Origin of the sequence: Streptomyces sp. NPDC051020, assembly GCF_040683105.1 — a bacterium.
Lineage (GTDB): Bacteria > Actinomycetota > Actinomycetes > Streptomycetales > Streptomycetaceae > Streptomyces.
In genome coordinates, this window is the sequence record NZ_JBFBCG010000018.1 from 1 (window position 1) to 17,747 (window position 17,747).

16 protein-coding genes and 1 pseudogene are annotated in these 17,747 nt (G+C 70.5%); 10 read left to right on the forward strand and 7 right to left on the reverse strand.

The features are described 5' to 3' along the window. Positions 1–451: 451 nt before the first annotated feature. Entirely contained in the window at positions 452–1,696 is a 1,245-nt protein-coding gene (locus AB0N06_RS12330; protein WP_366134611.1) for a HAMP domain-containing sensor histidine kinase, read from the reverse strand. Between the two features lie 79 nt (positions 1,697–1,775). After that, positions 1,776–2,189: pseudogene (locus tag AB0N06_RS12335) on the reverse strand (response regulator transcription factor); the annotation flags it as partial. Between the two features lie 386 nt (positions 2,190–2,575). Between AB0N06_RS12335 and AB0N06_RS12340 the strand changes: the two are divergent. The 4 genes from AB0N06_RS12340 (at position 2,576) to AB0N06_RS12355 (ending at position 7,817) form a co-directional block, all read left to right on the forward strand. After that, positions 2,576–3,829: a glycosyl hydrolase gene (locus tag AB0N06_RS12340; RefSeq protein WP_366134612.1), complete on the forward strand. Its 1,254-nt coding sequence runs from the start codon at positions 2,576–2,578 to the stop codon at positions 3,827–3,829. A gap of 252 nt (positions 3,830–4,081) precedes the next feature. Further along, complete coding sequence (locus AB0N06_RS12345; protein WP_366134613.1) at positions 4,082–4,675, forward strand: WHG domain-containing protein; 594 nt, start codon at positions 4,082–4,084, stop codon at positions 4,673–4,675. Then, on the forward strand, positions 4,672–5,508 hold the full coding sequence (locus AB0N06_RS12350; RefSeq protein WP_366134614.1) for an alpha/beta hydrolase: 837 nt from the start codon (positions 4,672–4,674) through the stop codon (positions 5,506–5,508). The genes AB0N06_RS12345 and AB0N06_RS12350 overlap by 4 nt, the downstream gene beginning before the upstream one ends. Positions 5,509–5,990: 482 nt before the next feature. Then, complete coding sequence (locus AB0N06_RS12355; protein ID WP_366134615.1) at positions 5,991–7,817, forward strand: protein kinase; 1,827 nt, start codon at positions 5,991–5,993, stop codon at positions 7,815–7,817. A 63-nt stretch (positions 7,818–7,880) separates the two neighbouring features. Here the strand turns inward: AB0N06_RS12355 and AB0N06_RS12360 are convergent, their stop codons facing one another. After that, positions 7,881–8,093, reverse strand: a complete 213-nt coding sequence (locus AB0N06_RS12360; RefSeq protein ID WP_366134616.1) for a DUF4287 domain-containing protein — start codon at positions 8,091–8,093, stop codon at positions 7,881–7,883. 118 nt (positions 8,094–8,211) lie between these two features. Between AB0N06_RS12360 and AB0N06_RS12365 the strand changes: the two genes are divergently transcribed. After that, positions 8,212–9,039, forward strand: a complete 828-nt coding sequence (locus AB0N06_RS12365) for an inositol monophosphatase family protein (RefSeq protein ID WP_366134617.1) — start codon at positions 8,212–8,214, stop codon at positions 9,037–9,039. Between the two features lie 340 nt (positions 9,040–9,379). On the opposite strand, the gene AB0N06_RS12370 is transcribed toward AB0N06_RS12365, so the two are convergent. Continuing rightward, entirely contained in the window at positions 9,380–9,784 is a 405-nt protein-coding gene (locus AB0N06_RS12370) for a VOC family protein (protein ID WP_366134618.1), read from the reverse strand. Positions 9,785–9,828: 44 nt separating this feature from the next. Then, positions 9,829–10,602: a nucleotidyltransferase domain-containing protein gene (locus AB0N06_RS12375; protein ID WP_366134619.1), complete on the reverse strand. Its 774-nt coding sequence runs from the start codon at positions 10,600–10,602 to the stop codon at positions 9,829–9,831. Positions 10,603–10,739: 137 nt separating this feature from the next. On the opposite strand from AB0N06_RS12375, the gene AB0N06_RS12380 reads away from it, so the two are divergent. From AB0N06_RS12380 to AB0N06_RS12395, 4 genes are all read left to right on the forward strand, one after another. Next, on the forward strand, positions 10,740–12,155 hold the full coding sequence (locus AB0N06_RS12380) for an NAD(P)/FAD-dependent oxidoreductase (protein WP_366134621.1): 1,416 nt from the start codon (positions 10,740–10,742) through the stop codon (positions 12,153–12,155). A 177-nt stretch (positions 12,156–12,332) separates the two neighbouring features. Continuing rightward, positions 12,333–12,869, forward strand: coding sequence for an O-acetyl-ADP-ribose deacetylase (locus AB0N06_RS12385; RefSeq protein ID WP_366134622.1), 537 nt, complete (start codon positions 12,333–12,335; stop codon positions 12,867–12,869). A gap of 49 nt (positions 12,870–12,918) precedes the next feature. After that, a complete protein-coding gene (locus tag AB0N06_RS12390; RefSeq protein ID WP_366134623.1) occupies positions 12,919–14,391 on the forward strand; it encodes an AlkA N-terminal domain-containing protein in 1,473 nt (490 codons plus the stop codon). 12 nt (positions 14,392–14,403) lie between these two features. Beyond that, complete coding sequence (locus AB0N06_RS12395) at positions 14,404–14,922, forward strand: methylated-DNA--[protein]-cysteine S-methyltransferase (protein WP_366134624.1); 519 nt, start codon at positions 14,404–14,406, stop codon at positions 14,920–14,922. A gap of 152 nt (positions 14,923–15,074) precedes the next feature. Here AB0N06_RS12395 and AB0N06_RS12400 read toward each other — a convergent pair whose 3' ends face one another. Then, positions 15,075–15,659: a TMEM165/GDT1 family protein gene (locus tag AB0N06_RS12400; RefSeq protein ID WP_366134625.1), complete on the reverse strand. Its 585-nt coding sequence runs from the start codon at positions 15,657–15,659 to the stop codon at positions 15,075–15,077. 349 nt (positions 15,660–16,008) lie between these two features. Here AB0N06_RS12400 and AB0N06_RS12405 point away from each other — a divergent pair, with 349 nt between their 5' ends. Continuing rightward, the gene (locus tag AB0N06_RS12405) at positions 16,009–16,419 is read left to right on the forward strand and encodes a (2Fe-2S) ferredoxin domain-containing protein (protein WP_366134626.1); all 411 of its coding nucleotides are present in this window, start codon (positions 16,009–16,011) and stop codon (positions 16,417–16,419) included. Positions 16,420–16,592: 173 nt separating this feature from the next. Here the strand turns inward: AB0N06_RS12405 and AB0N06_RS12410 are convergent, their stop codons facing one another. Next, on the reverse strand, positions 16,593–17,342 hold the full coding sequence (locus AB0N06_RS12410) for a Sir2 family NAD-dependent protein deacetylase (RefSeq protein ID WP_366134627.1): 750 nt from the start codon (positions 17,340–17,342) through the stop codon (positions 16,593–16,595). Positions 17,343–17,747 lie beyond the last annotated feature (405 nt).

Genomic DNA, 17,747 nt, shown 5'->3' on the forward strand with positions numbered 1-17,747 from the left:
AGGGGAGACCCCACCCAAGGACTTCCGGCCGCCTTACGACCGCACGCACTGGACGACGCTCCTCACAGGGCAAACATTGCCGGTCACGGCACTGGGCCCCGGCGCCACCTCGTCCCGTCGAGCCACCGCAGTAGGTGGCTCGACGTGACGAAGGGAGGTCGTCACGGCGGACCGGCTGGACGACTGCGTGGAGGAGTGGACCGAGGACCTGGTCCGCAGCGCACCGCTCTCGGTTCGGGCCATCAAGGAGGCCACGCTCAAATCCGTCTACCTGTCCTTGGAGGAGGCTTTCACCACCGCATACGGCTGCGAGGAGCCGGGAGGTCGCGGCGAGCATTCCCGGCAGCGCGTACACCGAGATCCCCGGATGCGGGCACTACGGATACCTGAAGCAGGCGGCCGCCGTGAAGACGGCGCTCATCGATTTCTTCGGCGGTCGGCAGCCCTGATCTCAGCGGATCGGCGCGACCGCATGCTCGGACCCGTCGGCGGCAGGCTGGGGGCGGCTGCTCATGGCGGGGAACGTGACCGTGATGGACAGACCGCCCTCGCGCCGTGCCCGGGTGCTGATCGTGGCGCCGTGCGCATGGGCGATGGCCTGCACGATCGACAGCCCGAGCCCGAGCCCGAGCCCGAGCCCGAGCCCCTCGGCGCGCGCCTCCCGGGTGGCTTCCAGCCGCTGGAACGGCTGGAAGAGCCGGTCGACCGCGGGCGGCGGAACCACCGGGCCGGTGTTGGTGACCACCAGCGTCGCATGACCGTCCACCGTCCCTGTGGCCACGTCGATCCGGCCGAGCGGGGCGTTGTGACGGAGCGCGTTGTCCACCAGATTCGTCACCAGACGCTCCGTCAGATTCCGGTGGCCGGCCGCCATCGCCGGGGAGATGGACGGATGCAACGTGATGTTCCGGTACTTCGCATCGTCCCACCTGGCGTCGATCACCTCATGGGTCAGCCGGGCCAGATCGAACGGCTCACGGACATCGATCCCCGCATTGCCCCGGGTCAGTGTGAGTAGAGCCTCGATCAGCCGCTCCTGCTGACGCCCGGCGACCAGGATCCGCTCGTGCGCCCTGCGCAGCGAATCCACCGTCGCATCCGGGTCGACCAGCGCGACCTGCCCGAGCGCCCGCTGACGGGCCAGCGGCGTACGCAGCTCATGGGACGCGTTCGCGACGAACTGGCGCTGCGCCTGGAACGAGTCCTCCAGCCTGCCGAGGAGCCTGTCGAAGGTGTCGCCGAGCTCCGTCAGCTCATCACCGGGACCCTCCAGCGCCAGCCGCTGATGCAGGCTTGTCGCCGAGATGTCCCGCGCTGTCGCCGTGATCGTCCGCAACGGACGCAGCATCCGGCCGGCGACGACCCACCCCAGCACGACCGAGATCACCGACATCAGCGCGAGCGCTATGCCCGACTGGACGAGCAGTTGATGTATCACCTCGGACTTCTGATGCGCCAGAGCCTTCTCCTGCTGGGCCGACAGCACGTCCAGCGCGCCCTGCCTACCGCCTCTCTGCCCCGATCCCGGCGACACGAAGGGCCCGACGGCCCCACTGGGCGGCTTCACGCCCCCGCCGGGTGCGAAGGCGTAACCCTCGGCGGGCGCCCCCGAGACCGCGTGACGCACCAGGAAATATGTGGCCGCCAGCAGGGTCGCCCCGGAGACGAGGAACAGCACTCCGTACAGAAGCGTCATCCGAAGCCGTACGGTGCGACGAGGCAGATGCGGACGGGTCATGCGGCTCGTGAGCCGGGCGATGACAGGCATGGGCTCCTCAGATCCGGTAGCCACGCTTGGCGACGGTCTCGATGACAGCGGGATCGCCGAGCTTGGCCCGCAGCCGGCTGATCGTGATCTTCACGGCGCTGGTGAACGGGTCGGCGGCCTCGTCCCACACTCGTTCCAGCAGCTCCTCGGCCGACACCGCCCGACCCTTCGAGGCCAACAGCAGCTCCAGCACTCCGAACTCCTTGGGCGCCAGCTCCAGCGCCCGATCCCCCCGCCGGGCCTTGCGCCGAGCCGTGTCGACCTCCAGGTCACCATGGCGCAGCACCGGCGGAACAGCCGGATGGGCCCGTCGCGCCAGCGCACCGATCCGCGCCACCAGAACCGGGAAGTCGAACGGCTTGGGCAGATAATCGTCGGCCCCCAGGCTCAGCCCGTCCACCAGATCCTCCGCCGTGGACGCCGGCCCGGCCCGAACAGGCGCGCGGAGCGAGGAAGCGGTCCGAAGCCTCTAGGTGCTGTCCTGACGATCTTCGTGGATCAGCCCGGGGCGTCTGGTGCGGTGCATCGCAAGGCGGAGGATCGTCCTCGTACTGGACGTACTTGGGCGACGCAACGATCGCCGCCATGGCACCCGCATCGTCCATTGACTTTGCGCCGCGGGCATTGGAAAGTCTGCTGAGCGTACGCAGCCGGTGAGTCCACCCATGACCCGGCGCACCCCGCATCCTGCTCTTCGCCTGCCTGCAGCGCTCCTTCTTCCGGGGCGTCGGCGAAGGCGCCGTCAAGGGCTGCCTGCCCCCGAGCCGCGGCCACCCCGCACCACGAGAACCTGGACACCTGTACCGTATGTCTCACTCCCCGCTGCGCTTCGGCGTCAACTACACGCCGACCCAGGGCTGGTTCCACCACTGGCTGGACTTCGACCTCGACGCGGTCCGCGCCGACCTGGACTCGATCGCCGCACTCGGCCTCGACCACATCCGGGTCTTCCCGCTCTGGCCGCTCTTTCAGCCCAACCGCACCCTGATCCGGCCGCGCGCCGTCGAACAGCTGGTCCAGCTCGTCGACGCCGCCGCCGAGCGCGGGCTCGACGTCAACGTGGACGGACTGCAAGGCCACCTGTCGAGCTTCGACTTCCTGCCCGCGTGGACGCAGACCTGGCACCGGCGGAACATCTTCACCGACCCGGACGTGGTGGCGGGCCAGGCCGTGTATGTGCGTACGCTCGCCGCCGCCCTCGCCGACCGCCCGAATTTCATCGGGATGACCCTGGGCAACGAGATCAGCCAGTTCTCGGGCCCTCCGCACCCCGACCCGGACCCCATCACCCCTGCGCAGGCGAGCAGTTGGCTGCGTACTCTGCTCGACGCCTGCGGGGAGGGGGCGCCCGGCAAGATGCACCTGCATGCCGAGTACGACGCCGCCTGGTACCAGGACGACCACGCGTTCACCCCCGCCCACGCCGCCCGGATCGGCGCTGTCACCGCCGTGCACTCCTGGGTCTTCAACGGCACCGCCCAACGGCACGGCCGCACCGGCACCGCCACCGAGCACCACGCCGCCTATCTGATCGAACTGTCCAAGGCGTGGGCTGCCGAACCGCACCGGCCGGTCTGGCTGCAGGAGGTCGGTGCCCCCTCCCCACTCATCCCCGCGGAGCACGCTGCCGAGTTCACCGAGGCGACTGTTGCGAACGCACTGGACTGCGAGGACGTGTGGGGTGTCACCTGGTGGTGCTCCCACGACGTGTCCCGCGCTCTGGCCGACTTCCCCGAACTCGAATACGAGCTGGGTCTGTTGACCAACGATCGGCAGGTAAAACCGGCCGGGGAGGCCATCGCCCGGATGGTCGAGGAGCGGCGGGGGGCGGCCGTACGGCCGGCTCCCCGCACCACGGCCCTGGTGGTCGACACCGGCGACGACGAGACCGCGCCCCGTCGCTCGACGTGCGCTCCCGGCGGCGCGTTTTTCGAGGCGTTCGCCCGGCTCACCGCGGACGGGGTCCGGCCCACGGCCGTCCTCGCGAGCCAGGCCGGGAACACGGAGCACTTGGCCGCGCGGGGTATCACCGACGTCCTCACCCCGGACCAGGTTCGCTGAACCCTCCCGGTGCACCCCGCGCGCCCGGCATCCTGGCCAAGTTCGAGGCCTGCAACCACCGCTTCGTCCACGTGGTGGAGCCGGGCTGGGGCGTCGCGCTCGTCAACGACTCGACGTACGGCCACGGCCTGACCCGTCCCTCACCGCCCTTCGATCTGCTGCGGCACAGGCCGAGCCTCGTGTGGAGGCGTTACCCGATTGCAGATCCTAGGGTGCTTAGATTAAAACTAATATCCCTAGGAAGAGGTGTGCATGGCGCGGGCCGGACTGACGGCGGAGCGGGTGACAATTGCGGGCGCTGAGCTGGCGGACGAGGTCGGGTTCGATCACTTGACCATGTCTCAGGTGGCGCGGCGGCTCGGCGTGAGAGATGCGAGTCTCTACGCGCACGTTCGCAGTCTCGAGGATCTGCGTGGGCGGATCGCGCTGTTGGCGGCGGATGAGAAGACCATCCGTATCGCGGAGGCGACGGCCGGGCGGGCGGGTAAAGACGCGCTGGTCGCGTTTGCGGACGCCTGGCGGAACTACGCCCGCCGGCACCCGGGCCGCTATGTGGCGACGCAGATCCCCATCGAGATTGATCCTGAGCTGGCCGCAAACGCGCCCGGGCCGCGGCGTGCAGTCGAGCTGACATACAGCATGCTGCGCGGCTACGGATTGGCCGAGCCGGATCTGACCGACGCGGTCCGATTGCTGCGCAGCACGTTCCACGGATTCGTGGCTCTGGAGGCTGCGGGCGGCTTCGCGCACAAGCGTTCACCGCAGGAGTCCTGGGCCCGCGCCCTCGAGGCCCTGCACACCCTTCTGGAGCACTGGCCCCACTCCACAGAAGGAGACTCCGAATGACCGAGTCGACCGTCCAGACCTTGCGCGTGAACGGCGCAACCCTGCAGTACGAGGTGCGTGGCCAGGGCCCGCTCCTGCTTCTGATCCCCGGAGGAACGGGCGGTGCCGCCTCCATGGAGGCTGTTGCCGCCGACCTGGCCGACGCATACACCGTGGCCACCTACGACCCTCGCGGCATCTCCCGGAGCACGCTGGACCACCCCGAGGCCGAGCAGCGGGTGGAGGAGCACGCCGATGACGCGTTCCGGCTGCTGGAACTGCTGTCGCCCGGTGAGCCTGGCCGGGTGTTCGGCGCCAGCTCGGGGGCGATCGCGGCCCTGCATCTGCTCATCGCCCACCCGGAACGCGTGGAACGCGTCGTGGCGCACGAACCGCCAGTGGTGGAGGTTCTCCCGGACGCCGCCGTACACCGCGCGCTCCTCGCGCGTGTACAGAAGACGTTCCGAACCCAGGGGCTCATGCCGGCGATGGCCGTGTTCGCCGCAGGCATGCAGAAGGACGGTGACACCACCGAGCCTGAGGCCGAGGTCGAGCTCCCGCCGCAAGCAGCGGCGCGGGCCGAGCAGACCATGGGCGACCTGTCGTACTTCGTCGGACGGATCGTGCCGAGTTTCATGTCCTACGCCCCGGACATCCACCGGCTCAAGGCCTTGTCGGATCGGCTCGTACTCGCCTGCGGGCAGGACTCACGCGGCGAGCTGCCCTACCGGCCGGCCGCTTTCCTGGCCGAGTGTCTCGGCACGGAACTCCTGCACTTTCCCGGCGGGCATATCGGCCTGACCACGCATCCCGCCGAGTTCGGCGCACTCCTGCGCAAGGCACTCCGCGCCTGAAGAGACGAACCGCGGCCTGCCCGGATGAGCCTGCGCGCGGCGGCGCGGAGCCGGCCGGGGGTGGCATCGCTGACCGGGCCGCGGCCGCGGCTGCGTCCGAGACGTCCGTCGTGCAGTACGTCTGCCGCAGCCCGACCCGCGCGAGCATCACGTCCTCGGTGCGGACACCTGGTGGCGCTCGTGCCGTGATTCGCGGCGGCCCCTGGCCGGTGTGAGGCGGGTTCTCGCACGGCGGTCGAGCGCACGACATGCTCGCCCGCCGCACCGAGGGCCCGCCGCCTGCTCCGGCACCCCGGTGCGAAGCGTCAGAGGCGGGCCAAGGGGCGTCGGGCGATCGATAGTTTGCTCGATGGTCAAACGATCAGTAAGAACCGCCCCGCTCGCACAACGCGTCCCTCAACTTCGCCAGGTGCATCAACGGCGTCTATTCTCAGCGAGTTACGCCGTTGACCAGGCGGGAAGAGCGGGGGATTCACACCATCATGAGCGGTACGAACGGGGACGGACGCGACGAGCGGGACGACGGCGTCGACGGGGGTATCAAGCCGCTCGCCGTGAGCGATCCCGCGCGCATCGGGCCGTATCTGCTGCTTGGGCGGCTTGGTGCCGGTGGCATGGGGCGGGTGTTCCTCGCGCGGTCGGACAGCGGGCGGACCGTGGCCGTGAAGGTGGTGCACGAAGAGCACGTGTCCGACGAGCAGTTCAGGGCGCGGTTCCGAAGGGAGATCGAAGCGGCACGGAGGGTCGATGAGCGGTACACGGCGCCGGTGCTCGACGCGGGTCCGGGCGACGAACCGCCGTGGGTCGCCACGGGGTATGTTCCCGGGCTCTCCCTGGAGCAAGTCGTCCGAATGTACGGGCCGTTGCCGACTGCGTCCCTGCACTGCCTCGCCGACGGGTTGCTGAAGGCGCTCAAGGACATTCACGGCGCCGGGATCGTGCACCGCGACTTGAAGCCGTCCAACGTGATGCTCACCGTGGATGGCACGAAGGTCATCGACTTCGGGATCGCGCGGGCGCTCGAGACGTCCGTCGAGTCCTTGTTGACCAGTACGGGGATGGTCATCGGCTCACCGGGGTTCATGTCGCCGGAGCAGGTGCGCGGGCAGCGCGCGGGGGTCAAGAGCGACGTGTTCACCCTCGGGTGCGTGCTGACGTATGCGGCGACGGGGCAGCTGCCGTTCGGGCAGGAGGCAAGCAATCAGCACGCGGTGATGTTCCAGATCGTGGAGGGCGAGCCCGACCTGACGCGTGTCGAGGACGCCGCGCTGCGGGCTCTCATCGCCCGGTGCCTGACGAAGGGCATCGACCAACGGCCGGACGTCGACCAGCTGTTGGAGGACCCCGAGCGGCCGCGTCCCCGCGCCGCGCGCGGTGCCTGGCTGCCTGCCGGCGTCGTCGCGCACCTCGCGCAGCAGTCCGCACGGCTGCTCGACGCCGAGGCGGCGCCGCTGCGGGAGGAGCCCGTGGACCTGGCGACGGTCGGGCTGCGGCCGAAGAACGGGCCTCCCGAAGCCGTCCCGGCGGACAACGACACCACGACGCGACGGCGGGAGCAGGAACGGCGGCCCCGTCGGCGCCGCAGGCTCATCGTTCTGCCCATCGTTGCCGTCATCACCGTCGGCGGCGGCTCGATCGTCCTGCTCCAGACCTTCGGGGGCGATGGCGGGGACGGAACACACGCCCAGTCACCGGGCAGCAGCGCGAGCGCCACTCCGGACGGCAGCAACTCACCGAGCACGCCCAGCAGTTCACCTTCCAAGGAAGGGAAAGGGAAGGGCGGGGGTGACGGCAAGGGCAAGGGCGGCGAGAAGGGGCAGGACAGCGAGAAGGGGCCGGGTAGGCCGAACGCCCAGGGGAGCGTCAGCAGTTCATCCGGTGGCAGCAGTGGCTCCGACAGCGGCGGCGCCGGAACCCGCGGGGGGACCGGGTCTACGGGGTCGTCCGGCTCTACGGGGTCGGGCGGCGGAGATTCGTCCGGCTCCGGCGGCTCGTCCTCTGGCTCGCGGCCGCCCGCCCTGAAGAGCTACAAGGCTGCGTACACCAACTCCTGTGTCGGTGCGTGTGACATGCCGATCAAGGTGAGCTGGTCGGCGATCTCCCGAGCGACCAGGTACGACATCCACTACACCAACACAGGCAGCAACTTCACCAAGAAGAACGTCGACACCACCTACTCAACCGGCAACACCAGCTACACGATCAAGGGTCCGTACTCCGGTGACGAGATCTGTGTCACGGTGCGCGCGGCCAACGAGCACGGCGCCTCCGCCTGGGCGGAGACCTTGTGTGACACGGTGCCCTACTGACCGATCGGCCAGACCGTCGAGGCGAGCCGTGAGCGTCGAGGCGTTTCGGCGATCACGGCGCCATTACTTGCCCTTGTCTTCCGCGAGGGTGTGCGCGACGAGGGCGTTGGCGTGGCCGTGGCCGAGGCCGTGCTCGGCCTTGAGCCAGGAGACCAGCTCCATGTGCTTGGTCAGGGGCGAGGAGCGGATGAGGTCCTTCCACTCCGGGATCGGCCGGCCGTACGTCTTCTCGATCGACGGAAAGTAACTGGCGGGGCCCTTCGCGGTTTCAGTCATGATCATAGTCTGCCACGGTGCACCGGTCGTTGTCGGGTACGCCGTCGGTCGCTGACCGGCCACCTCCGCGTCATGACCAGGTCGTCGGGTTCCCGATGGACCGTGCTTAGCTGGAGCCATGATCGATGACTTCCTTGCCGGGGACCTGACCGAGGTCGAGGAGGCGGTCCGCGCAGCGGCCGCCGCCGAGATCATGCCGCGCTACCGACAGCTCGCCGCACACGAGATCGTCGAGAAGAGCGGTCCGCATGACCTCGTCACCACCGCCGACCGCCTTGCGGAGGAACACCTCACCGCGTCCCTGACGCGGCTGCTCCCCGGTTCAGTGGTCGTCGGTGAGGAGGCGGTCCACGCCGATCCGAAGGTGTACGACGCCCTGGGCGGCGACGCACCGGTCTGGATCGTCGATCCGGTCGACGGGACCCGCCAGTTCGTCCGCGGCGAACCCGGCTTCTGCACCCTCGTCGCCCTCGCCCACCGCGGCGAACTCCTTGCCTCGTGGACGTACGCCGCGGCCCTGAACGAGATGGCGGTCGCGGTACGCGGCCGGGGAGCCGTGCTCAATGGTGTGCCGATACGCTCTGGATCGCCCGCGCCCGGCGCCGCACTCGACGTCGCGATGTCGCACCCGGACTACACCACCGACGCCCAGAAGCAGGCCCTGCTGGGCCTGTTCATCGACGGCATCCACGCCCGTCCGTGCGGCTCCGCGGGCCTCGAATACCTGGCCGTCGCCCGCGGCGACCAGGACGCGGTCGCCTTCAGCTGGGAGTACGCCTGGGACCATGCGGCGGGCCTGCTCCTGGTCACCGAGGCGGGCGGCGCCCAGGCCACGCTCTCGGGTGCCCCGTTCCGCATCGCCGGGGGCAACGACCTGCCGTTCACGGCCGCCCGCGACAAGGCGACGGCCGAACGGATCCTGGCGGCGCTGCGTGCCGGGGGCTGACCTTCCCTGGCGGGGCCCCGGTCAGGCGATGAGCGCGCGGGTCACCGCGGCGAGCCGGGCCCGAGCCAGCGGGTCGTGCGGCTGCTCATGGGCGGTGGTGTCCGTGAACCGGTCGACGTACTGCCCGGAATGGGGTCCGGTGGCCCGGTCGGCACACCCGTGGCATCAGAGGATGCCTGGAATCCTGGCTCAGCAAAGCCGGCCGGAGAGCGCTGCGGATCGCCGACGAGCAGGCGGTACGGATCGAACGCCGGTTTGCCGACCCCGGAGGAACGCGACACCCTGCGCGACCTGCTCGCACGCTGCGTCACCGCCATCCGGAACGACTGAGCGGCAGCGGCTACGCCACTCGGTGCAGCACCAGGCAGAACGGGTGCCCAGCCGGATCGGCGTAGATCCGCCACGGCCGCTCGGCGTCCGCCTCCCCGCCCCCGCTCCCGTCGTCGAGCACGGCCGCGCCCGCCGCGACGACCTCCGCCTGCGCCGCGTCCAGATCGGGCACACCGAAGTCCAAGTGGAACTGCTGGGGCCGCGCCGGATCCGGCCACTGCGGCGGCCGGTGGTCCGCCACTCGCTGGAACGCCAGGACGAGACCGGCGTCTGTGTGCAGCGTCGACCAGTTCTCGTCGAGCGCCCACCGCCGGTCCGGCTCGTTCACCCGGCCGCCGAGGACCGACCGGTAGAACTCGGCCAGGCGTACGGGATCGGGGCAGTCAAGCACCACGCACTGAAGTTCGGCGATCATGTCAGCATCCTAAAATGCGCCCGGTCCGCGGCCGAACCCCTTTTTCACCCGAGAACCGCCCGCACGTCGCGGACCACGGACGCCGCCGTCTCCACCGCGGCCGAGTCCAGGCCGCGCAGTGCCCCACCGACGCGCTCGGCGAAGTCCGCCGGAGTCTGCGGCAGCAGCGCTGCCGCGGCCAGCGCCCCCTTCTCGTTCAGGCACCAGGTGCGGTGGTGGGCGTGGAGAGCCTGCGCCAGAATGCCGAATGCCCGCGACAGACAGAGCGCGACATGGAGCGTGTCCCCGGAGGACGCCGACTTGCGTGCCGCCGTGACGGAGAAGTCCGCCTCCCACGCGGCGTCGCAGAGCGCCCTGCGCAGGGGCTCCGGACAGTCGCGCGTCTGCTGTTGAAGTTCCGTCAATTCGCCGTAGGGGTCGGCAAGTACGCGGCCCAGGGCGACCTCGCCCGGATAGCAGGGCGACCAGAAGCCCAGCGGGTGGCCGGGCTGGACGCCCACCTCGAAGCGGCCCTCGCGGCAGTCGGACCAGACACTCTCGACCCGGTCCAGATCGCGAAGGATCCAGTCCACCGCCGTGCCGTCCACCCGCAGCCAGGCGCCGCCGTTGACCCATGGACCCCAGCCGCCCGGACCGGCCACCTCCACCGGGGAGCCCTGCGCCTGAAAGGCGAGTGCGGTCAGGGCGACCAGGTCGAGTGTCCCGCGGTAGTAGACGCCGAGATCCCAGTCGGAGTCCGGGCGATGCGTCGAGCGGGCGCGGCTGCCGCCGATGGCGACGGCCCGGACGCCGGACACCGCGGTCAGCCGGGCGGCCATGCCATCGACCATCGATGCGCCAGCTCGTTCTTCTGCCGATTCCGTATTCATCGGCCCGGACGGTACCCGCGGTTCGGCTGTCGGCGCAGCGGAATATCCTGGAGTTTCTTGCCGTCGGCTGACGAAGGAGTCCGAAGGTGCCATCGATGCTCGATGCCGTCGTCGTGGGGGCGGGCCCCAACGGACTGACCGCCGCAGCCGAACTGGCCCGCCGGGGCTTCTCCGTGGAAGTGTTCGAGGCGCAGGAGACGGTCGGGGGCGGCGCCCGCACCGAGGAGCTCACACTCCCCGGCTTCCGCCACGACCCGTGTTCAGCCGTGCATCCGCTGGGCATCGGCTCGCCCGCGTTCGCCCGGATGCCGCTCGGCCGGCACGGCCTGGAGTGGCTCCAGCCGGAGCTGTCGCTCGCTCACCCCTTCCCGGACGGCTCCGCCGCCGTGCTCACCGGTTCGGTGGGGGAGAGCGCCATGTCGCTCGGACCGCAGGACGCGGGGGCGTACCGCAGGCTGCTCGCCCCGTACCTCGGCCACTGGGACACGCTCGCGGAGGACTTCCTGCGCACGCCGTGGATCGGGCTGCCGCGCGATCCGTACCGCTGGGTCCGGTTCGGGCTGGACGCGATCCAGCCCGCCACGCTCCTCGCCCGCCGGTTCCGGGGCGCGAAGGCGCGCGGCCTGTTCGCCGGGCTCGCCGCCCACGCCATAGCCCCCACCAGCGGCCTTGCGACCGGCGGCATCGCGCTGCTCTTCGCCGTCGCCGCCCACGAGAACGGCTGGCCGGTGCCGCGCGGCGGCTCACAGGCCATCTCGGACGCCCTCGCCTCGTACGTGGGTGAACTGGGCGGCACGATCCGTACCGGCACGGAGGTCAAGCGCCTCGACGAACTCCCGCCCGCCCGTGCCTATGTCTTCGACACCTCGCCGACCGCCCTCGCGCGGATCGCCGGACTGGGTCAGGCCTACCGCGGCTACCGGTACGGCGCCTCCTGCTTCAAGATCGACTATGCGCTGTCCGGCCCCGTCCCCTGGACTGCGAAGGAGGCCCGGCGGGCCGGCACGGTCCACGTCGGGCCCACGGCGGGCGAGATCGACAGCGCGATGCGGGCGGCCGTGGCGGGCCGCGACCCGAGCGTGCCGTTCCTGATCACCGCACAGCCCAGCCTGGTCGACCCGTCCCGCGCGCCCGAGGGCCGTCACATCTTCTGGGTGTACGGACATGTCCCGGCGGGCTGGGAGGGCGACGCCACCGAGGTCATCGAGAGGCAGTTGGAGCGGTTCGCCCCCGGCTTCCGTGATCTGGTCCTCGCCCGCGCTGTCGCGGGCCCTCCCCAACTCGCCGCGCGCAACGCCAATTACGTCGGCGGCGACATCGCGTGCGGTGCGTTCGCCGGTCTGCAGACGGTGATCCGGCCCAAGCTCGCCCGCGTGCCGTACGCGACGGCGCACCCGGCGGTGTTCCTGTGCTCCTCGGCCACCCCGCCCGGGCCCGGCGTGCACGGAATGTCCGGCCACCACGCGGCGAAGGCGGTGTGGCACAGGCTCCGCGCGACCTGAGGGCAGGCCGAAGAGGCTGCGGGGCAAGCTGCCCGAGCACACCGCCCGGCGAACCTCGGCTGCCACCGGCGTCCTGCCCGGCCGGTCATGCGGCACGCCTGGCGCCTTGCAGGTGAACGTGCGGTACGGCGCAGCTCCTGTCCCGCGGAGCAGCCCCGGGAACGGCATGATGGGAGCATGCAGACACCCCCGCCCGTCACGGTGACCCTGGTCCGCGGCGACATCACCCTGCAGTCCGTCGACGCCATCGTCAATGCCGCGAACTCCTCGCTGCTCGGCGGCGGCGGAGTCGACGGCGCGATCCACCGGCGCGGCGGCCCGGAGATCCTCGCCGCCTGCCGCGAGCTGCGCGCCTCGCACTACGGAAAAGGGCTACCGACCGGTCAGGCGGTAGCGACCACGGCAGGGAAGCTCGACGCCCGATGGGTGATCCATACGGTCGGGCCGGTATGGAGCAGCGCCGAGGACCGCTCCGCGCTGCTGGCCTCCTGTTACCGGGAATCACTGGGGGTGGCCGCCGAGCTGGGTGCGCGGACCGTCGCCTTCCCCGCGATCTCGACCGGCATCTACGGCTGGCCCCTGGACGACGGCGCGCGGATCGCCGTCCGCACGGTCCTGGCGGAGGCGGGAGCTCCGGTGGAGGAGGTGCGATTCGTTCTGTTCGACGCACATGCGTACAGGGAGTTCGAAGAGGCCCTGGCAGCGGAAGGCTGATGTCGGATTTCCGCCAGCCCGGCGCTGTCGGGTGGCTCATGCTTGAGCCATGTACACCGACACCGAGCGCTGCGTACGGGCCGTCCAGTCCAAGGACGCCCGCTTCGACGGCTGGTTCTTCACGGCGGTCCTGACCACCAGGATCTACTGCCGTCCGAGCTGCCCCGTCGTGCCGCCCAAGGTCGAGAACATGACCTTCTATCCCAGCGCCGCCGCCTGCCAGCAGGCCGGGTTCCGGGCGTGCAAACGGTGCCGGCCCGACACCAGTCCCGGCTCCCCGGAGTGGAACGCCCGCGCCGACTCCGTCGCCCGTGCGATGCGGCTCATCGGGGACGGGGTTGTCGACCGCGAGGGCGTGCCGGGGCTGGCCGCCCGGCTCGGCTACTCCGCCCGGCAGATCGAGCGGCAGCTGCTCGCCGAGCTGGGTGCCGGTCCGCTCGCCCTGGCCCGCGCCCAGCGCGCCCAGACCGCCCGGCTGCTCATCGAGACGACCGAACTCCCCATGGCCGACGTGGCGTTCGCGGCCGGCTTCTCGTCCGTCCGTACCTTCAACGACACCGTCCGTGAGGTCTTCGCGCTCGCGCCGAGCGAGCTGCGCACCCGCGCTGCCCGGTCCGCGAAACCGCCGGCGACGCCGGGAGTGATCACGCTTCGGCTGCCGTACCGGGCCCCGCTCAATCCCTCCAACCTCTTCGGTCATCTCGCCGCGACCGCGGTCCCCGGCGTCGAGGAGTGGCGCGACGGCGCCTACCGCCGGACGCTCACCCTCCCGTACGGGCACGGCATCGTCGCCCTCACTCCGCGCCCCGACCACATCGCGTGCCGGCTCTCGCTCACCGACCCGCGCGATCTCACCCTCGCCATCAGCCGCTGCCGCTGGCTGCTCGACCTGGACGCCGACCCGGTGGCCGTCGACGATCAGCTGCGGGCCGATCCGCTGCTCGCCCCGCTGGTCGACAAGGCGCCGGGGCGGCGAGTGCCGCGTACCGTCGACGGGGCGGAGTTCGCTGTACGGGCGGTGCTCGGCCAGCAGGTCTCGACCGCTGCCGCCCGCACCCACGCGGCCCGCCTGGTCACCGCCCACGGCGTCTCCGTCGACGACCCCGAGGGCGGTCTCACCCACCTCTTCCCGACGCCGGAAGAGCTCGCCGGGCTCGACCCCGAGCAGCTCGCGCTGCCGCGCAGCCGCCGCACCACCCTCACGACCCTCGTCGGCGCCCTCGCCGACGGCTCGCTGCCACTCGGCACCGACACCGACTGGGAGAGGACCCGGGCCGAACTGATCACCCTGCCCGGCTTCGGCCCCTGGACCGTCGAGGTCATCGCGATGCGGGCGCTCGGCGACCCGGACGCCTTCCTCCCCACCGACCTCGGCATCCGGCGGGCGGCGGAGGAACTCGGTCTCCCGTCGACCCCCGCGGCGCTGACCGCGCGCGCGGCGGCCTGGCGTCCCTGGCGGGCGTACGCAGTCCAGTATCTTTGGACCGTCGACGATCACCCCATCAATCACCTTCCCGTATAAGGGAGTTCACTCATGACTGCGACACGCGCCGCGACCCGGCAGCACACGGTCGTCGACAGCCCGTACGGTCCATTGACCCTCGTCGCCACCGACGGCGTCCTCTCGGGCCTCTATATGACCGGGCAGCGGCACCGCCCGCCCGAGGAAACCTTCGGCGACCCGGACCCGCGCCCCTTCACGGAGACGGTCCGCCAGCTGGACGCCTACTTCGCGGGCGAGCTGCGGGAGTTCGACCTGCCTCTGCACCTGGACGGCACCCCGTTCCAGCGCAGCGTCTGGGAACAGCTCCGGTCGATCCCGTACGGCGAGACACGCTCGTACGGGGAACTCGCCGAAAACCTGGGCAAGCCGGGCGCCTCCCGCGCTGTGGGCCTGGCCAACGGCAAGAACCCGGTCGGGATCATCGTCCCCTGCCACCGAGTCATCGGAGCGTCGGGCAGCCTCACCGGCTACGGCGGCGGACTCGACCGCAAGCAGCGGCTGCTGGCCTTCGAGAACGGCACGGAGGGCGACACACCGGCGCTTTTCTAGGGCGTGTTTCGAAAGTAGCGTCCTCCGCCCGTAGGGCGGGCCAGACGCCGCCTGGCAGACGGGGCTTTCGAAACACGCCCCGGGCACGCCGAAGCCCGGCGGACGCACGGGGCGGCCGTCGGGCTTCGTGGTGGCTGCGTCATGGAACCGGCTCAGGCCATGAATATCTCGACGACCGACCAGATCGCCAGCCCCAGCATGCACAGGCCACCGATGTGCTGCACCGTCTTGAGCGGCACCCGCTTGGCGATGAAGCGCCCGGCGACCAGCGCCAGCGCCGAGACGGACATCAGAGCGGCCGCGGATCCGATGGCCGTGGACCAGGTGCCGTTGCTGGCGGCCAGGTTGGCGGTGGTGATCTGGGTGAGGTCACCCCATTCGCTGATGAACACCGCCATGAACGCGGTCGAGTAGACCGGCCAGAAGCCGGTCACGGTCTTGGTTTCGCTCTCCTCGTCGCCGTCGCCGCCCCCGTTGCGCAGCAGCATGAACGCGCCGAACCCGAAGAGGGCGGCCGAGACGAGCTTGACGATCCAGTCGGGCAGCAGCCCGATCAGACCGCCCGCGCCGACGGCGATCGCGACATGCACGAGGAACGCGGACGAGGTGCCGAACCAGACGTAGAGCGGCCGCATGCGCGTGCCCATGGCCAGCGACGCGAACATGGTCTTGTCGGGGAGTTCCGCGAGGAAGATCAGCCCGAAGGCGGTGACGATCGCCAGGGGGTCGAGATGCATTCCGGGTGGCTTTCTGTGAGAGCCGGGCCCGGGCCTTTCCGCGAAGCGCCACTCGGGCTTTTCGGAGGACCACTCGGCCCGGCATGACCGCAGCGCCCACAGGGTGTGGGCGTGTCATACCTGACCGAAGGTCTCGCCCGCCCGTAATGATCTACGAGCCCGGCCACCGGGAACCCGGGGGTTCCAGTGTGTCGACGACCGGTTTGCGGGGCTACTCCCCTTCGCAGCCACCCACCTTACCTCACCGGTTCACTCGGCCGCCGAGAGAGGGGTGCAGGTGTTCGATTGCGGAGAGTGCTCGATAGGGTCCCACGGTGATCATCCGCGCCACCACCTGGAGCGTTCCCGCATGAGCCGCCGCACGCGCAAGGCCTCCGCGCCCGCCCAGGGCGCGCCCCGCCCCACCATCAGCGTATGCCGCGGCTGCTGCTGCGGTACGCCGAAGATCCCGGACGTGGACCATGCCGGACAGCTCGCCACGCTGCGCCGGTCACTCGGCGAGGTCGCCACGGTGCGGGCCGTTGAATGTCTGGACGCGTGCGAGCAGGCCAATGTGATGGTCGTGCAGCCGTCGGCCGAGGGCAGGCGGGCGGGTGGCCGCCCGGTCTGGCTCGGGCTGGTCAACGACCCGGATGCCGTCGCCGACATTGTCACCTGGGTCGAGGCGGGTGGCCCCGGCCTCGCGGACGCCCCCGACATTCTCGACCTCTACACGTTCCGGCCCTCGCGCCGCATCGCGCAGGAACTGGACAGGGCCTAGGGCGTGTTTCGAAAGGAGCGTCGTCCGCCCGTAGGGCGGGCCGGGCGGCGTCTGGTGCGTGCGATCGCACGGCGGAGGGTCGCCCCGATACTGGGCGTATCGGGGCGGGCCCGACAACGCAGCGAGCGTGCGTGCCAGACGCCGCCCGGCAGGCGGGACTGTCGAAACACGCCCTAGCCGTCGGTCCCCGTGGCTGCCTCGGTGGACAGCCGCGCGAGCAGCGACGGCAGCGCGGTCCCGATGGGCTCGCGGATCGTCTCCTGCGCCAGTTCGTCGTACGGCGTCGGCTCGGCGTTCACCACGATCAGCCGCGCCCCGTGCTCCGCCGCGATCCCGGCCAGCGACGCGGCGGGCTGTACCTGCAGCGTCGTACCGACCGCGATGAACACGTCGCACGCCTTCGCGATCGACATCGCCTCGCTCAGCACCACAGGATCGAGCCGCTCACCGAACATGACGGTCGCCGACTTCAGGATGCCGCCGCAGACTGTGCACGCCGGGTCCTCCTCACCCGCCTCCACCCGGGTCAGCGCCGCAGCCATCGGCGAGCGGGCATGGCAACGGGTGCAGACCACCTGACGCGCGGTGCCGTGCAGTTCCAGCACCTTACGAGCGGGCATGCCGGCGAGCTGGTGCAGGCCGTCCACGTTCTGTGTGATCACCCGAACCGGGATGCCGGACTTCTCGAGCTCGGCGACGGCCCGGTGTGCGGCGTTCGGCTCGGCCTTGAGCGTGCGGTTCTTGCGCCGCATCTGCCAGGACCGACGCCGGATCTCCGGATCGTTCATGTAGTACTCGTACGTCACGAGCTTCTCGGCCTCGGGATCCCGCCGCCACAGCCCGTTCGGACCGCGATAATCAGGGATCCCGGAATCGGTGGAGATACCTGCGCCGCTGAGTATGGCTACGAGAGGGCTGTTCATAGGCTGAGAGTAGGACGCCTGCCTGCTCGGAGCGAGTGGGTATCGGGTGAGCCTGTTGGGTGTCGGTGATGCTGGTTACCGAGGTCGACTGCGCCGTCTGCCCGCAGAAGGATACGGCCATACAAATCGGCCCGACCGGCAAGTAGTTGCTCCCTTTGGCAGTCAAGAACGCAGGTCCGACGCCCGCTTCGAGTGGTCACGCGCACTGACGTGGGCGAGGCACTCGATCGGGTGATGGAGGCGCTGGCGGGGGTGAGCGAGGAGCAGCTGGTCGCCGAGCCGGCTGCGGCTGGTGCTTCTCGCTCTCGTCCGTCGGCGCCGTTGGCGGCTACCCGGGACGCCGCTACCGAGCCCTGTCGGTAGCTCTCGGATCGTCTCCAAGGTGGAGTGGGTGGTGCTGACAAC